The sequence below is a fragment of the Bradyrhizobium sp. CCBAU 65884 genome (assembly GCF_028128835.1).
Classification (GTDB): Bacteria; Pseudomonadota; Alphaproteobacteria; order Rhizobiales; family Xanthobacteraceae; genus Bradyrhizobium; species Bradyrhizobium ottawaense.
Window position 1 is genome coordinate 1 of the sequence record NZ_LBJU01000064.1, and the last position, 15,296, is coordinate 15,296.

Annotated in this window: 11 protein-coding genes and 2 pseudogenes; 4 read left to right on the top strand and 9 right to left on the bottom strand. The window is 59.3% G+C overall.

Features of this window, described 5'->3' with window-relative positions; genetic code table 11:
• A pseudogene (locus tag XI03_RS02365) lies at positions 1 to 221 on the bottom strand (hypothetical protein); the annotation flags it as partial.
• Positions 222 to 768: 547 nt separating this feature from the next.
• Between XI03_RS02365 and XI03_RS02370 the strand changes: the two are divergent.
• On the top strand, positions 769 to 1,050 hold the full coding sequence (locus tag XI03_RS02370; protein ID WP_271591200.1) for an acetoacetate decarboxylase family protein: 282 nt from the start codon (positions 769 to 771) through the stop codon (positions 1,048 to 1,050).
• Positions 1,051 to 1,655: 605 nt separating this feature from the next.
• Here the strand turns inward: XI03_RS02370 and XI03_RS02375 are convergent.
• From XI03_RS02375 to XI03_RS02395, 5 genes and pseudogenes are all read right to left on the bottom strand, one after another.
• Positions 1,656 to 1,856: a hypothetical protein gene (locus XI03_RS02375; protein WP_271591201.1), complete on the bottom strand. Its 201-nt coding sequence runs from the start codon at positions 1,854 to 1,856 to the stop codon at positions 1,656 to 1,658.
• Positions 1,857 to 2,844: 988 nt separating this feature from the next.
• Complete coding sequence (locus tag XI03_RS02380; RefSeq protein WP_271591202.1) at positions 2,845 to 4,278, bottom strand: hypothetical protein; 1,434 nt, start codon at positions 4,276 to 4,278, stop codon at positions 2,845 to 2,847.
• A 384-nt stretch (positions 4,279 to 4,662) separates the two neighbouring features.
• Complete coding sequence (locus tag XI03_RS02385; protein ID WP_271591203.1) at positions 4,663 to 7,068, bottom strand: DUF3141 domain-containing protein; 2,406 nt, start codon at positions 7,066 to 7,068, stop codon at positions 4,663 to 4,665.
• Between the two features lie 643 nt (positions 7,069 to 7,711).
• Positions 7,712 to 8,886 (bottom strand): annotated as a pseudogene (locus tag XI03_RS02390) (IS30 family transposase).
• Between the two features lie 531 nt (positions 8,887 to 9,417).
• On the bottom strand, positions 9,418 to 10,656 hold the full coding sequence (locus XI03_RS02395; protein ID WP_271591204.1) for an integrase catalytic domain-containing protein: 1,239 nt from the start codon (positions 10,654 to 10,656) through the stop codon (positions 9,418 to 9,420).
• A gap of 77 nt (positions 10,657 to 10,733) precedes the next feature.
• Between XI03_RS02395 and XI03_RS02400 the strand changes: the two genes are divergently transcribed.
• The 3 genes from XI03_RS02400 (at position 10,734) to XI03_RS02410 (ending at position 13,537) form a co-directional block, all read left to right on the top strand.
• Positions 10,734 to 11,489 (top strand): Mu transposase domain-containing protein, encoded by a 756-nt coding sequence (locus XI03_RS02400; RefSeq protein WP_271591205.1) that lies wholly within the window; start codon positions 10,734 to 10,736, stop codon positions 11,487 to 11,489.
• A 15-nt stretch (positions 11,490 to 11,504) separates the two neighbouring features.
• Positions 11,505 to 12,248: an IS21-like element helper ATPase IstB gene (gene istB, locus XI03_RS02405; RefSeq protein ID WP_271591206.1), complete on the top strand. Its 744-nt coding sequence runs from the start codon at positions 11,505 to 11,507 to the stop codon at positions 12,246 to 12,248.
• 515 nt (positions 12,249 to 12,763) lie between these two features.
• Entirely contained in the window at positions 12,764 to 13,537 is a 774-nt protein-coding gene (locus XI03_RS02410; protein WP_271591207.1) for an outer membrane protein, read from the top strand.
• Between the two features lie 625 nt (positions 13,538 to 14,162).
• On the opposite strand, the gene XI03_RS02415 is transcribed toward XI03_RS02410, so the two are convergent.
• From XI03_RS02415 to XI03_RS40430, 3 genes are all read right to left on the bottom strand, one after another.
• Positions 14,163 to 14,507 (bottom strand): pyridoxal-phosphate dependent enzyme, encoded by a 345-nt coding sequence (locus XI03_RS02415; protein WP_271591208.1) that lies wholly within the window; start codon positions 14,505 to 14,507, stop codon positions 14,163 to 14,165.
• A 118-nt stretch (positions 14,508 to 14,625) separates the two neighbouring features.
• Positions 14,626 to 15,036, bottom strand: coding sequence for a hypothetical protein (locus tag XI03_RS02420; RefSeq protein WP_271591209.1), 411 nt, complete (start codon positions 15,034 to 15,036; stop codon positions 14,626 to 14,628).
• 86 nt (positions 15,037 to 15,122) lie between these two features.
• A partial coding sequence (locus XI03_RS40430; protein WP_442869684.1) for a GHMP family kinase ATP-binding protein occupies positions 15,123 to 15,296 on the bottom strand: 174 nt, incomplete at its 5' end.

Consider the following 15,296-nt stretch of genomic DNA (forward strand, 5'->3'; position numbering starts at 1 on the left):
TTGGAGTATCCATCCTGTGCAATCGGCGCGCCGAGAATCACGTACGAATGCAAACTCACGCAACTCTTGCAGAGTTGTAATCCCTTCGGCAATAGATACGACACCTCGTGCCCCACGCTGAATACAAGGTTTATGGCTTGGCAGCCGAGAAACGCGCTGCCACGGTCTTTGCTCCCACGGTAGAGAGGCGCATCAAGCGGAATACCTTTGACGTCGGGCATCGCATTCCTCCTCGCTCTTGGAGTGTTTGGACGCAACTGTAGATTCAGCTAACTCATCTCACCAAGAGTATTCGGTTGTTGAAGCCTCCTGAAGAGACTGTGATTCCAATGCGGCTCGGTGATCCGTCGGCTCATAGATCCGGTGATCGCGATCGTCTTACCGACGACGCATCCAGTTCTGCGCGTTGCACCTCAATTCTGTGCTGCAGAATGAGCTTGACGATTGTGCGTTCATTCCGGCGAAGCGTGCTCACCGACGATGACGCTAACTCGACAGGCCTCTCTATCTGTCGCATGCAACGTCGATGCCAAGCACCTCATTCGGTGTTAGAGGACTCGCGCGGATGAAAATGTACGAGAAGGACGCCGACAACCGTCGCCTTTTCTGCTGTTGCCTTCCCCCCCGTTTGATTGGCCACGCGGAATGTCGAAAGTCCGACATGATCAATCGGGACATAAACGGATGAGGAATTCAATCGCCATTTTGCTGCAGCTGTCCCGATCTTCTTACGCGACCCTCGGTATCCGCTAGCATGCGTTTCGGGCCATGCACAGCGATAGCGATTCGGCATTAAAGCTTAGTCGAGCCTCCCAAAACTGCGAGGCATGCGAACTTGTGGGGGTCGCGAGCTATCCCTCAAGCACTGTGGGGCCGTACTTGGAGTGCTATTCAGGAATTCAAGTTCGTGATCCCGGCGGTGAGACCGGCTTTTACATTCCTTACATTTACGTGACAACGAATGATGCAGCGCTTGCCTCGGGACGAGAGGTTCTTGGTGCTCCAAAGAAGCTGGCGCACATTACTCTGATTAGAGAGAAGGTGGCCTAATTCAGGGTACGCTCGAGCGTCCAGCTGGCAAGCGCCTGCTGACTCTTACCGCTCAACCGGACCAGCGCATGAACTCGGGTTCGCAACAGATGTTTTCTGCGCGGACGTATTTCTACTCCGTTCGGCATCTGCCCCGCCCCCCATCAATGAGCGCGGGAAGGGTGTAGTAACGCAGCTCGTCAAATGGTGCACCGCGCGAACGTTGCCACGCGACGAGCTTGGCGAAGAAGTTCAGTTTACTGGACCCACCTCCCTAATTTACGACTCACCCTCGATTGTCGATCCCGGGCACAATATTGAACTTGGCGAACCCGTGCTCGGCACATACGAGGAGTATGACGCCAAGCTTGAGGTAATTGATATCCTTTCGGAAACCGCAACTCCAGGTAAACAGTGATCGATAAGCTTCAGGAGTTCATCCAATCCTGAGTTCAGCCCCGGGCTCTCGGCGTGTCCACTGATGCGCCGTTACAGTATCGCATCGATCTCCGCGTCGCTATAGACATGGGGCTTGGCGCGCTTTCATCGGCGCAGCATGCCGACGGGCGACACCCCCGCTCTCGGATCGAAGTTGGCGACATGGCGCGCTAACCCGCGCACGTCGCTCAATCGCGGCGCCCAAGATGCATGACGATCGGGCGGCGGCGTTGCCCATTCCATTGCCAGCTTCTTGGTGATGATCCTGGCTTTGCGCTTCTCCAGGAGGCAATGAAGTCGGCGAGCCGACGGGTCTGGTGCTCACACTTGTATCCCAGCCCCTTGCGCATGCTCAGGTACTTATCGGGTGCGGAGTGCAGATCGGTCATTGCACGCCTCGAGGCCGGGGCAGGCTCAATGTTCTCAGCGCATCTATGTCGACTTCGCGTAAATCTGGGTGGTGCCGTGGTTCTCTTGCCGCAGCAACTGTCCGATCTCCGAAAGGTCGCCGCAGATCGGAGAAGCTCTGTACCGAGACTATGTCGGAAGATGTGGGCGCAGCGTTGGGCGCCCCTTCAATTTTAACACGATCGAGGGGGGCCTTGGCGTATCACGCATCCAAAAACAAAGCCGACGTGTGGCGCGAGTGTGCGGACGAACAGCCGTGGGCACGAGGACTTTGGGCGGCCATTGCGCAGATATGCAACGATAGCCGCGCCAATGTCTGGCAGTATCGCGGCCCTTGGCGCGAACGAGTATCTCGCTGGAGCGCCAGTCCATATCATCGCGCGTGCTCGTCGGCCCACAGGCCGGAGCTTGGCCAACGGCAACAGAATGGCGCAATCGCGCCGTCCCATCACCGTCTTTCGGTCGCAACCGTCAAGAGCCTTCCGCACCTGAGCGGTAGGCAGATAGGTCGGTAGAGTTGCGAGCCTCCATCGGCGCATCTGATGGAACACAGTCCCCCAACGAGCGCGAGTTCAGCCCTCGATGGTGGAGGTAACGGAGAAAGGCAGGCAACGACCAGCACATCGCCTTGCGTGTTCCCGGGCTCCAATCCGGGCGTGGCGCTCAATGTAGCCGATCACGTCCTCTTGGCTGATCTTGCACAGGGCGGCAGCGCCGCCGGAGCACACCTCGTGCAGGAACCTGCGGATGACTGGGAGATGGCGGACGATGGACTTCGGGCCCAACCGGCGCTCTGATCGCAGATAGACATGAAAAGGGCGCTGTTGGGACGCAGAGGGATCAACGTTAATTAGTCGAATTGTCACGACTGAAGATCATGAAGGGACATCAGCATGTTGGATTAGGCTACGCTAAAGGCCCGCGCTACATGCTCTGGTCCTCATATGGGTCAGAGCGACGGCAAGCGGTTTACCGCCAGAGCGATGAGCTGCAAGCCAGAATACCAATCGCGCGCAGCGCGGCAGCCGCCTTCGCCAGTGGTGTGACAACCTTGACGGTGCCGATTTCCTTGCTGGACATAGCGTCGACTCGTTGCAGCAGTCTCGCGAAGCTGGCTATTTGTCTCTCCAGGAGAGCGATGTCAACGTAGTCGCCCGGTTCCGTACTTAATAGGTACTGCGGCACGGTGACGAGCGCGATGTTTGGGATGCCTTTTAGGTAGAGCGGCTGGCCTTCGCCGAACTGAATGAGTGCGTTTGGGGCCGACACTCTCGGCGCCTTCCCGGTTGTACGCCACTCTGATTCGATAAGCGCCGTCAGCTCCGGGTTGGAGGCGTAGAGCAGTTCGGGTTCAGGGTTGCCTGTCGGGCCATAGTTGTTTTTGAGAGGATCATCAAGGTATTCCCGAGCACCGAGGTGCTCGATCACCAGACCTGCCACTGCGTGGCGATTTCTCGGACCACCGGCCCACCACTGCGGGTGGTCCCGCAACCAGCGCGAAGTGGCTTGGCCATGATCGGTGACCGCCGGGATTCGGAGGTGTCCAGCGGTTAACAGGAAGACGGCTGTGCGTGCCAACGGTTGAGCGACCACTTGGCGCGCGAGTTCGACCAAACCGATGTGGCCGTTCTCCTCGAGAATATTTGTACCGTCGCTGTGGCTTACCACGAGGATAGTTTCGTACGGGGCGCTGTTACCTTCCACCGCGGCCCATATTGTTCGCATAGTGCTGTCTCGCTCGATCACGGCGTCGACGACGAGCGTCGCCCGCCTGCCCCTTGAGGCGGCGTCCAGCACGAAGCCGGCCTCGTCTCCAGCCACGAAGACGCCTGGAATGTCCTGGTAGGGCAACGTGAACGGTAAATACTGCCCTTTGGCGTTAGAAGGGCTAATGCCGCGCCAGGCGAAGATCACGGCCTCAACGCCAGCTCGTCGAGCACGCGTCAGACCAAGGCCGGCGATTGTCGTAGGCAGCAGCGGCATAGTGGTCTTGCCCCATGCATGCGCCCGATCCCAAGTCTTGACCACCGCACTAAACGGGAACTCACGATTGCGGACCTCGATGACCGCAATTCTGCCGCGTGCTTTGGTCCATCGCGGTATTGGACCACGCAATCTGTACAACTGCTTCTCGGTCCCAAGCGGGCCGGTGATCCCGGAGTAGGGAAAGACCGAAGAGATCTCTACGTCGCGCCCGTCGATCTTAAGGCGCAGACGGTTCGGGTTCTCGGCAGGCATGCTCCAGCGATCGAAATGCAAGACGTCCTCGTGAACCCGCATACCGAACCCCGCCCACTGCTGTTTGACATGCTCGACAAGTTGGTCGTGGGTCTTTGAGCCCGAGACTCGGGAGCCAAGGGACTCTAGGTACATCAACTCGGCGCGGATGGTATCGTGGTCCAAGACGAAGCCTCCATTCTTGCGGAGCCCGGCGGTAAAAAAGTGGCCCAACAACCTATATCGGAGCGACGCCACTCGATTGGTCGACTCCAGCGGCGGCTGGTTCTTTGCAAGGGGGGCCGCATCGGTATCCGCTCCCTTCTTTCCTCAATCCAATTCTTGAACTTTCGGGGCCGCCGTTACGATCAGCGCTCAGGATACGGAACACACAATATGGCTCGCGTCGAGCATGTTTGGCCGATCCGGCGAGGGGCGTCAGAGTACTATGTGCAGGACGAACTGGCTTCAAATCATGGGCCAACTACGAGGCGCATAGACATTGCCCTCATTTGCCACGCCTGACATCCTCAAGCCGACGGTCGTCCTTTCGTCCCAAGCATCGGCGCTTTACTCAGCCTCCATTTCCGCCAACGGATTTTCTGTAACATCGGCAGTGATTGGCGGTTGCTGAAGCACCTGAGCAAACCGCAATAGCAGGTCGATCGTGCTCGGCGACATTTCCGCAATGGGACCGGGTATATAGCATGCGACCAGGTAGGCGCGCCGCCGCTCCTCGGACTCATCCAGCAGCAACGGCAGCGTCTCGATTGCTTGCTCCCGTTCCAAGGTGGCGATAATGGTCTGCTGGCGCGTGATTGCAGTCAGACGGTCAGAAGGTACGGAGCGGAATGGCTCGTTCTGCGTCAGGACGCGTGACCAGCGATCTAGACGATCGCGACGGATACCGCCGCGATCGGTCACAAGCAGCGCCATCATACGGATGAGGGCCTCGATGAAGCCGCCGGTCGCGATCATCTTAAGCGCAAACTGAACGTCCGGGCGCGACCGCAATTCTTCGGGCGTCATTTGCCTCGGGATCACCTCGTAGGGACTACCAAAGTAGCGCTGAAAAGGAGTGTTCCACATGCTGTGGAACAGCAGCTCATAAATCATATCGCGCAGGTCGCGCCAGAAGATAATGGCCTCTGCAATGTGCTGCACATACAGTGCTTCCGCAAGCAGGAACGGATTATCCACTCTGGCCTTTGCTCGAGACCGACGAACCTGTTCGGTCATCGACTTCAAGCCAGTCAGCATCAGATTTCGCGAAGAAATTACCGCTCGCGACAGGCGCTCCGGGTGAACAGTTCGACTGGCGTCGGCCGTGAAGCTTGTGACTGCCGCTCTTACGAAGGGGCGGCCGATCGTGTGATAGATCTGTGCCTGCAGTTGAGAAGTGCGGTGAACCGCGTCGAAAGGAAACTCGTCACGATAGTTGTCATTCAATGCCCGGATGTCCTTGAAGCTGCGTTCGACCAGCTCAACACTGAAAGTTTTCCGCCCATCATGCTCTTGAATATCCTTGACGCACATTTCGTAGAGTCCGGGCATCAACGCTTCGATCGCTTCGAAAGTGGTTGCGACTTGCCTGAACTCTCTATTGACAACTTTTGAAGAGACGAAGATGCCGAGGTGTCCAATGTCATTATGCACCATATAGATAATGTGTTGGCCGCGAACGCGGATTTCCTCCTCGTTCTCATAAATATCTGTGATCCAATTCAGGGCCTGCTGCGGCGGCGTAACGTTGTCGCCATGGCTGGCAAACACGACGATCGGTGCCCGAATTTGCTTGAGATCCACGTGCTGACGCTCCGATCCCAAATAGGCCTTGTTTTTGCCGAGCCGGTTGCCGATGAACAGGTTTTCCAGGATCCAACAGATCTCGTTCTCGTGCAGCAGGCAGAAACTGCTCCACCACTTCTCGCTGGCAAGGAAGCTTCCGCGCGCCGTGTCCACGTCGCGGAAAAGCTCAGCGTACTTTAGGAACAGTCGCTCGGGATTGAGCAATTCGAAATTATGTATGAGGTTGGCCCCATCAAACATGCCCTTGCCGAGATCGCACAGAAACATTGGGATCCAGACTCCGCCGTATATGCCAGCAATGTAGCGGAAAGTATTATCGCCGATGTTTCCCGACACAGCCGTCACTGGCGATCCATTGATGACAATGGGTCCTGTCAAGTCAGGGTTTGTTGCGGCCATGACGAGGGTCGCCCAGCCTGCTTGGCAGTTGCCAACAACGGCGGGGAGAGGGGCGCGCGGATGCCGGCGCGCCACTTCCCGAACAAACGCCGCTTCGGCGCAGGCAACATAGGAAAGATGTTGATCCTGCTCCGGCTCGCGGCGGAAGCCCACCATATAAACGGGATGACCTTCGCGCAATACGACGCCGACCTGACTATCTGGTGCGTGGGCGCCGACACCCGCAGTGTGTCCCGCACGCGGAGGGATGATAACAAAGGGCCGACGACGGGAGTAATCGGCCGTAACGTCTTGGGGCGGGATGATGCGTAGCAATACAAAGTTGGACTTTATGGGAAGATCCCGCCCGTCCATGATCGTTTCGTACTTGTAGAAAAGAGCGGGTGGACAGCCTGCCGCCTCATGTTCAAGGAAGATGTCGCCGCTTTCTCGGAGAAGATCCATTAGCAATATGGTGCGCTGGCTGGCATCGCGGATGTATTCGCGCCAGGAAACGCCAATCTGTCCATTCTCACGCAGATTCCGCAGATCTTTGGCCAGACGTTCGCCGCTTGCCAAGAGCCCGGGCAGGCGCAGCACCGCCATTTCACAGCTGCGCTTGACCCGCAGTATGAAGGCAAGTTGTAAAACGCTGATGGTCTTCGCGCCGGTTTGGATCATGCGGTCAGCGTAGGTTCTGAATGGGCCACCTGTGAGCACGTCCTCAAGTGCTGCACGTTGCACTTCTATTGGCTGGGCAAAATTAGAGCGTTGGAACGAGCCAGACATGGCCTGACCTCCTCTGTTTGGAGTAGACGCCGCCCCCAAATGCTGATTCACTGCCGTGGTGCCGGATTGCCAATCTATGGCATATTTCATCCGGCGAACTGCTCGCAAGCGAGGTCAAAGTGTGACCAAGAAAGCGTAACTTCAAGAACGCGCTGTGCGAGCAGGGTGACTTTCCACCAGGTTCCCAGTCTCTCGATGCAAAGCCGATGCCAAGCATCTAGCGTAAGGGAGAGACAAAGATGGCGAAGCAACTTCCGTCGTTTTGCTCTGCCGCACATCTTTGTCCGATAGAAAACTAGGCTGTCAGAGATCGGACACTGCGGGCGGTCTTTGTTAGACAGCCGACGTTTACATTCCCTCATTCCCTGCTCCCCCTTGCAGGAACACGCGAGCCGTGTAGCCGAGACAAAGCGAGAATAGAGTTGGCAGTGTGGGACGATGAAGCGTGGACCGGAGCGCACCGGCTTCGAAAGCCTTATCCCCGGACCGCGCTACCAGGATGGTTCTTTGCTCACTTCCGACTTTGGACCGGTTCAACCGCGCTCCGCTCATCACGACCGCCATCGCGGCGGGCTCGTCCACCATAGCGACAGGGGCAGCCAAGGCGGGTTCAAACGGTCGTCGCAACACCAATTGTTTTCACTCATGACAGTAATTCGTCAAGGGCTTCTGCCGGCGTTTTCCAGCCCAGTGTCTTTCTCGGTCGGGCATTCAGGACCGCTGCTACAGCGGATATCTCGTCGGCGCTGTGGATGCTCAGGTCTGTGCCTTTCGGGAAGTACCGCCGCAGCAAGCCGTTGGTGTTCTCGTTAGTCCTAGTGCCGCGTTGCCAAGGGCTTTGAGGATCGCAGAAGTAGACTTGGATACCCGCATCGATCTTGAGGCGTCGTGCTGAGCCATTTCCGCTCCTTGATCCCAAGTCAGCGTGCGACGTAGTTCTTCGGGCAAAGTGATGATGGTGCGCGAGATCGCGTCACGCACGGCTTCCGCTCCGTGTCCCGCGAGTGCAGGTCCGTTCTTCTTACGTGGAACTTCGCCATGCCCCGCCAGTCGGCGCCAGTCGGGGAAGGTGCAGTAGCATTGTGAAGCGCGTCGTGCGCTCGACCACCGTGCCGATCGCCGAGCTGCCAAGACCGAGAATGAGGTCTCCTTCCGGTGTCCCGGCACTGCTCGATCGGCCGCTTCAGCGGGGCGCTCACTGATCATGATCGCCGGCGAGACGAAGTTCTTGCCTCGCCTGCGTACGCGCGCCCTGGGCACGGGCAACACGCGCCCGGTTCGCAACCAGGCGGTCAGCTCGCTGCGTAGTACACCGCGACCCTGAACGAAGAGAGCCTGATAGATAGCTTCGTGGCTGATGCGCATCGTCTTGTCGTCCGGGAAGTCGATCGGCAAGCGTCGGGCAATCTGCTCAGGGCTGCATGCCTTGGCCCATCGTCGATCCTTTCGCCGGCCATGCCGGCGGCCGTTCCACCGAACGGTGGGCCAGCGATACAAGCTCCGCTCGGGGCTACAACACTACCGGCAAGTCCCTCCTCCACATATGTGGCAAGGCTGCGTTGCGCGCAAGCTTGGTCGGCTTGGGCCGGCGGGCAGATCGGTCTGCATGCCACTGGGCAGTTGTGGCCCGATAATCTAGCCCCCGCCGCGGGTGGCCGCGTTCCACCGCAATTCACGGGAGACCGTCGAAGCAGCCCGCCCAATCTCCCGTATGGAATGGCCCTGCACCTTTAGAAGGGCGATTTCCTCGCGTTCAGCCAATGAAAGGTAGCGCCCTGAGAGAGGCTTGGCCGAAGATCTGAACATCGCTGGTGGCATGCCGCCTGCCTTTCGGAACAATCTGCTTCCGACAGGTTGCGATAAGCCGGCCTCAAATGTCAAACGCCATCCGGAACTGCCCCCTCATATTGCCTCAGATGACAATGTTACCGAAGCGCCCCCAGCTGTCGCCCGAATTGGAAGCCGCGAGTCCGAGCAAGCCGCTCGCGAAGCGCGCCCTCCAGAGCGCCGTAGCCAGCGAGCGGCTTGCGGTGATTCGGCGAAGCAACCCGTGGGATCTAGACAGCGAGGCACGAAGCTTGAACCGATAGTATGGTTTCGGTGCTGCTGATAAGCTGTCGAGCGGCCTTTGATCGCCAATTCTTCACCAAACGCTGCACCGTACGCCGCTGATGGTCACTGAACCGACCCGGCGCATGCGATGCCAGCCGGGAGAGAAGATCGACGGCGGACAAGTGCGGAGCCGTGGCGAGCCATTCCTCGATCATGGGAATGTATGGGTCGAGCATCGATGGCCGACGTGGTACAGGTTTGCGCCGCACATAGCGGCGCCGATGAATGCCCCGCTGCTCACCCTGTTTCCAACCATCGCCGAGCTCTCGGGCAAAGGCGGCCAAGTCGCTTTGCGCCGGCGCGACGGTCATCGCTGGCTTTCCGCGGATCAACGCGCTTGCCCAGCTCATTTTGAGCGTCCCGCATCTGTGCCAGCAATGCCACCGGATCAAGCGTGCGGTAAATCTCACGCAGCCGATGTTTGAATGCCTCATTGAGATGCGGGTGGACCAATGCTCTTTCGTACGGAGTAGCGGGAGTAAGATAACGCTTGATCACCTTGGCACCTTCACGGTGCTTCTCCTTCAGCTTAAACGAGGGCTGGAAGAAGTTGATGTGCAGCCGTGCCGCGGCAAACAGGCGAGCTAATGAACGAGCGGCACCAATGCCTTCAAAGCGCCCGTAGCCCACCAGGCGTCGAACGATAGCTCCGTTCTTCTGTTCAACGAACGCTTGATCGTTCTTCTTGTAGGCCCTGGAACGAGTTACTTCGACATCGTGAGAACGGCACCACGACACGACCGTGTCGTTCATGAAGGCGCTGTCGTTGTCAAAATCGACACCGCAAACGGGCCAGGGAAATAGGCTCTGGGCGCGCTCGAGGGCCTCGACCACAAGCGCTGCTTCACGCACGACGAGCGGAAAGCATTCGGTCCACCCAGTTGCGATATCCACCATTGTTAGCGTCTGAATGAAGGCGCCGGATACGGACATGCCGCCGTGCGCAACCAGATCCGCTTCGCAGTACCCCGGCGGAGGTGATCCCCAGTCATTGAATGTACGCACCGGGACTTGCCGCCGTACGGCACTGGAAAAGCCCGCCCGTCGTCGGCGTCCTCCGGCTGCTGCGATCCTTACGTCGCTCAGCAGGCGATCGATCGTCGCCGCGCTCACCCTCAAAACTTTCGACCGCTCATCGGCCGAAAGCTTCAATTTGCCGTGCCGTTCAAGAGCCGGAAGCAAGAACGGGATCATCGCGACGAGCCGCTTACTGCAGAGCCGGTCAGAGGCGTCCCATAGGACAATCAGTGCCATGCGAACGGAAGCTCCGTAGGTCCGGCCACGCGGCCGCGGCACGGCCGATCCCGATGCACCGTCCACTGACGGCGCCCGGATCGCGTGCTTGCGATGCCATCCCGCAACGGCGCACAGCTCGTCTAGGATCCGTCCCTTCTCGAGCCGCCCGCTCGCCCGATAACGCTCGGCCAGCGCCGATGTGATCTCGCGCTTTGCGCGCATGCTGATCTTCCCTGCCATAGCCGCCACCGAACTGATTCGGCAGCTCCGCCCCAGACACGACAGGGAAGTTGTCCGGTAACATTTTTAGCGAGGCAATGCGGGGTCCAAATCGTCGATGGATCCTGGCGCGCCTGCGCAACCGCCGTTTCTTCTCGCTCGCCGCCCTCAACGAGGCGATCCACGCGCTGCTCGTCGATCTCAACAATCGACCGTTGCGGAGCTGGAGGCGAAGTCGGCGCGAACTGTTCGAGGAGCTCGATCGCCCGGCGCTGACCCCATTGCCGGATGAGCCGTACGAGTATGCCGAGTGGAAGCGCTGCCGGGTCAACCTCGATTATCACGTCGAGATCGCCAAGCATTACTACAGCGTCCCTCACAACCTCGTGCATCAGGAGGTTGAGGCTCGCATCACCCAAAAGACCGTCGAGATCTTCCTCCGCGGCAAGCGGGTGGCCTCGCATCTGCGCAGCACCTTGCCGCATCGCCCGACCACGGTTCCCGAGCATATGCCGAGCTCGCATCGCCGCTATCGCGACTGGACTCATGAGCGCATTCGTTCCGAAGCCGCCAAGGTCGGCCCCGACGCCGACACGCTGATCGACGTCATCCTGCGGTCGCGGCCGCATCCGGAACAGGGCTTCCCTTCGGCCATCGGCATTCTCGGACTGGTCAAGCGCTACGGCCAGGAACGCGTCGATGCCGCCTGCGCCCGGGCCCTCCTGCTCAACGCCCGTTCGTACAAATCGGTCGCCGCCATCCTCAAGAACGGCACCGACAGAACCGCGCCTCCCGCCGAGGAGGCGCCCATCCTCTTCCACGCGAACATCCGCGGCCGCAGTTACTACAATTGATCAGGAGAGATCAGAATGCTCATTCACCCCACCGTCGATCGCTTGCGCGCCCTTGGCCTCGCCGCCATGGCCGATACCCTCGCCGAACTACAGAACAATCCCGAGGCGGCCGAGATGCCGCACGCCGATTGGCTCGGCCTCCTCGTCGATCGCGAGGTCACCGCTCGCGACAACCGCCGCCTCACGCGCCGCTTGACCAGTGCCAAGCTCCGTCAAGCCGCCGCCATCGAGAACGTCGACTATCGCACCGCTCGCGGCCTTGACCGTTCGCTCTTCCAAACCCTCGCCACCTGCCAATGGATCCGCGAGGCCAATCACCTGGTCATCGTCGGCCCAACCGGCGCCGGCAAGTCCTGGCTTGCCTGTGCGCTCGGCAACAAGGCCTGCCGCGACGGCTTCTCCGTCCTCTACAAGCGAACATCCCGCCTGTTCGCCGATCTCGCCCAGGCGCGCGGCGAAGGCCGTCTGGCGCGCCTGATCGCCGCTCTGGAACGCGTCAATCTCCTCATCCTCGACGACTGGGGACCCGAACCGCTCACCGCCGACCAGCGCCGCGATCTGCTCGAGATCGTCGATGATCGCTACGACAAGGGGTCCTTGTTGATCACAAGTCAGGTCCCCGTGTCGCAATGGCACGACGTCATTGCCGATCCCACCCTCGGTGACGCGATATTGGACCGGATCATTCACAATGCGCACCGCCTCGAGCTCAAAGGCGACAGTCTACGGCGTCAGGCTGGCGAAAAGAAAAAACTGTGAGCACCTCGCGCACGATCGCCCCGCTGGCCCACAGGCCCCTCCCATGGACCGCCGGGACGATCTCCAACAACCTTGACTAGGAGGCCATTTCCAGCACAGATGCAATCGTCAGTCGTGTCCGCTTCCGAACATGATCACGATCACTGGAATCCGTGATCACCATCGTCTGGAACCACTGATCACCATCCCTGGAATGCGCACCAGGAGATCTACTTCAGTGTTATCAGTGTTCTGGAAGGTCGCGCGAATATCACTGTGGGCTCGCGTGTCAGCTATGTCGAGGAGCTCGGTGAAGATGGTCTGCAGGCCCTCGCAGCCACAGTTCTAAACACGTTCGTCCTTGCGGGGCAAAGCATCCGCTTCCGTCCAGACTCGCACTTTGGCCATCCTCCAGATGCTGAGGCAACGCTTGTGCCCCAGTCAACTACCAACCTTGGGAGTTGATGGAGAAGATGGTCACAGGCAATCCTCGTTAATAACCGCCAAGGACGTCGATACGAAGCTGGGTTTAGAGAATGAAAAAAGTTCTGCTGGGCACGGTAGCCCTCATCGCGCTAGCCGCTCCTGCCTCTGCCGCTGATCTGGCCGCGCGACCCTACGTCAAAACGCCGCCGGCGGTCATTCCGGTCTATGATTGGAGTGGCTTCTACATCGGCATCAATGGTGGAGGCGGCTCCGCGCATCAGTGCTGGGACCTGCTCAATGCCGGCGGCGTGATCGTCGCTCCGCCCTTTGCCATGGGGTGCCATAATGCGACGGGAGGCACGGTCGGCGGTCAAATCGGCTATCGCTGGCAAATAGCGAACTCGGTGTTCGGGTTGGAGGCGCAGGGCAACTGGGCCGATTTCAAGGGCTCCAACGCCAACGTTGCTTTTGCAGGCGTCCAGGATGAATCCAAGCTTGATGCATTCGGCCTGTTCACGGGGCAAGTCGGCTATGCCTGGAATAACGTGCTGCTCTATGTGAAGGGTGGCGCGGCAGTTGTCCGCGACAAATACCGGGTCTCCGATTTTGCGACCGGGCTGACTATCGACAACGGCAGCGAAACCCGTTGGGGCGGCACGGTAGGTGCGGGCCTTGAATTTGGCTTCGCTCCGAACTGGTACATCGGCATTGAGTACGACCACCTGTTCATAGGTCATCGGGACGTAGACTTCTTCTTTTCAACAGGAATCGTAGGTGTTCCGGCGGGCGCTTTTGCAGGGACTGCCGGTATCAGTCAGGACGTCGATATCGGTTTGGTCCGCCTGAACTACCGCTGGGGTGGCGCTGTCGCCACGACATATTGATCTTCGCCACAACGGAAGCGTTCCTTCACACGGGGGACGCACAGCCGGGTAATTCTGGTGCACTGCTCCTCTCTCAAGCTCGCAATCATTGATTTAGATCATTTCCAAGAACTACGTAAGCATTGTCAGTTGCGACCTGGCGCGAGATCGCCACGACAGGTCTTATCGCCGAATATCGAACCTCTGAGAACCGCCTTCTTCCGCTCAGCGGTCGATTAAGTTGACGATGCCTCGCTTCCGCCCGGCTGCGGCGATTTAGCCAAGCATCCTATGTGCCACTTCCCCTCCACTCGGCACCTCCTCCAACACCCGCCGCCCCCAGATCATGCGTGTCCATGTCTCCTCTCCACCTGGCGCAATCTTCTCAATTGTGACTGGAGCATCGGCAATCGCGACCGGCCAACCCGGCAGAGCGCTGAGCCACTTGTTGTTGAACACGGTCTCTTGGTATCGAAAACCCTCATCCGGCAGGATGAGCGACCGTCGCCGCCTGGGGCGCTGGCGCGTATACCATTGCGCCACCAAGGCGGCTGCTCCGCTCGTCGGCCCCATAAAGAGCGCATGGTCTCGACAAAGTTGGCGCGCCGCGGCGAAGGCAGGCAGAGCGCCAACCCGATGGACCTCATCAACCAGGCGGTGGCCCACATTCCGGGCAAAATCGAGTTACCAAGCCCGCGCAGCAGCCGCTTTCCGGGCGGATGGCCGAAGAGCACACGCGCGGCGTGTCAACGGCGAGGACGACGAGGTCGGGAAAGATTTCGCGCAGGATAGCCGCCGTGCCGCACAGGGACCCTCCCGATCCAGCGCAGCCGACGAGACAATCAACCTGACCGACCTGACGTACGAACCATTCCGCTAGCCTGCCATAGGCATGGCAATTTTCGGGATTATCACACGGTGCGGGCCAGAACACTCCCGCATGTTCTTCGCGGATCGCCTGTAGCCGTTCCAGACGACGGCACTGAGTCACCGAACCGCCCGGATCGTCATAAGCTTCATCAACGGAAAGCAGGCAGCGAGGAGATTAGGAGCGAGACGCGCTGCCCGCTGTGTTTCGTAGGCGGCAAGAAAAGTGTCGGCGCTGTTCATTAGGAGATGGCTTCATCCGCGTACGTTGCGAAGACCGTAACGTGCTCAAATCCGGAATGACTGAGGCGGTCGGCTACTGCGTTGGTTCGTTCAGTGACGCCCGGCTCCTCCACTGGAAACAGGGTGCCCATTAGCGGGCCACTACAGGCCACTTGAAGCCCGCAACCGCCGACTTTTGCTGTCAAACGCAGCATGTCATCAAAAGGGGACTTGGAGAGATGGCGCTGGCCAATCCGGGAACTCGCGGTCGCCACCCGCCGGAGTAGCCGGGCATTCTGTTGTTTGATCGCCTGGGCGGCGAGGCCGCGCAAACACCAAAATTGTTCAATCTCGCGCGCATCGTAACGCGCCGGCGGGAGATGCAACGTGTCGACTGGCTGGTCACCCGGATGCCTGAGGCCCACCACCATGAATCGCACTCGTCGGTGAAATGCTCGATGACCATGCATTAGACAACGCCGGTCGGCCATCATAGGCGGCAGGATCGCTGGCGCCTTCAGCAGCTACCGCAATGTGCGACACCGTCGCGCGGGAAAATGCCACCCGCGCTCCGCCAGGCGCGGATTGCCGCAACAACATCGGCGGTCGAAGAGCCGTAGCCATGACTCGCCGGAATATTGCTTTCATTCGTGAGATCTCCTCCATATTGGACAAACCCGAGATGTTCAAA

Bases quoted from the DNA above. Each gene is read 5' to 3' on its own strand.
- XI03_RS02370 (WP_271591200.1), top strand. From the start codon at position 769: ATGCACAGCGATAGCGATTCGGCATTAAAGCTTAGTCGAGCCTCCCAA.
- XI03_RS02375 (WP_271591201.1), bottom strand. From the start codon at position 1,856: ATGACCGATCTGCACTCCGCACCCGATAAGTACCTGAGCATGCGCAAG.
- XI03_RS02385 (WP_271591203.1), bottom strand. From the start codon at position 7,068: ATGTCTGGCTCGTTCCAACGCTCTAATTTTGCCCAGCCAATAGAAGTG.
- XI03_RS02395 (WP_271591204.1), bottom strand. From the start codon at position 10,656: ATGGCAGGGAAGATCAGCATGCGCGCAAAGCGCGAGATCACATCGGCG.
- XI03_RS02400 (WP_271591205.1), top strand. From the start codon at position 10,734: ATGCGGGGTCCAAATCGTCGATGGATCCTGGCGCGCCTGCGCAACCGC.
- istB (WP_271591206.1), top strand. From the start codon at position 11,505: ATGCTCATTCACCCCACCGTCGATCGCTTGCGCGCCCTTGGCCTCGCC.
- XI03_RS02410 (WP_271591207.1), top strand. From the start codon at position 12,764: ATGAAAAAAGTTCTGCTGGGCACGGTAGCCCTCATCGCGCTAGCCGCT.
- XI03_RS02420 (WP_271591209.1), bottom strand. From the start codon at position 15,036: ATGGTGGTGGGCCTCAGGCATCCGGGTGACCAGCCAGTCGACACGTTG.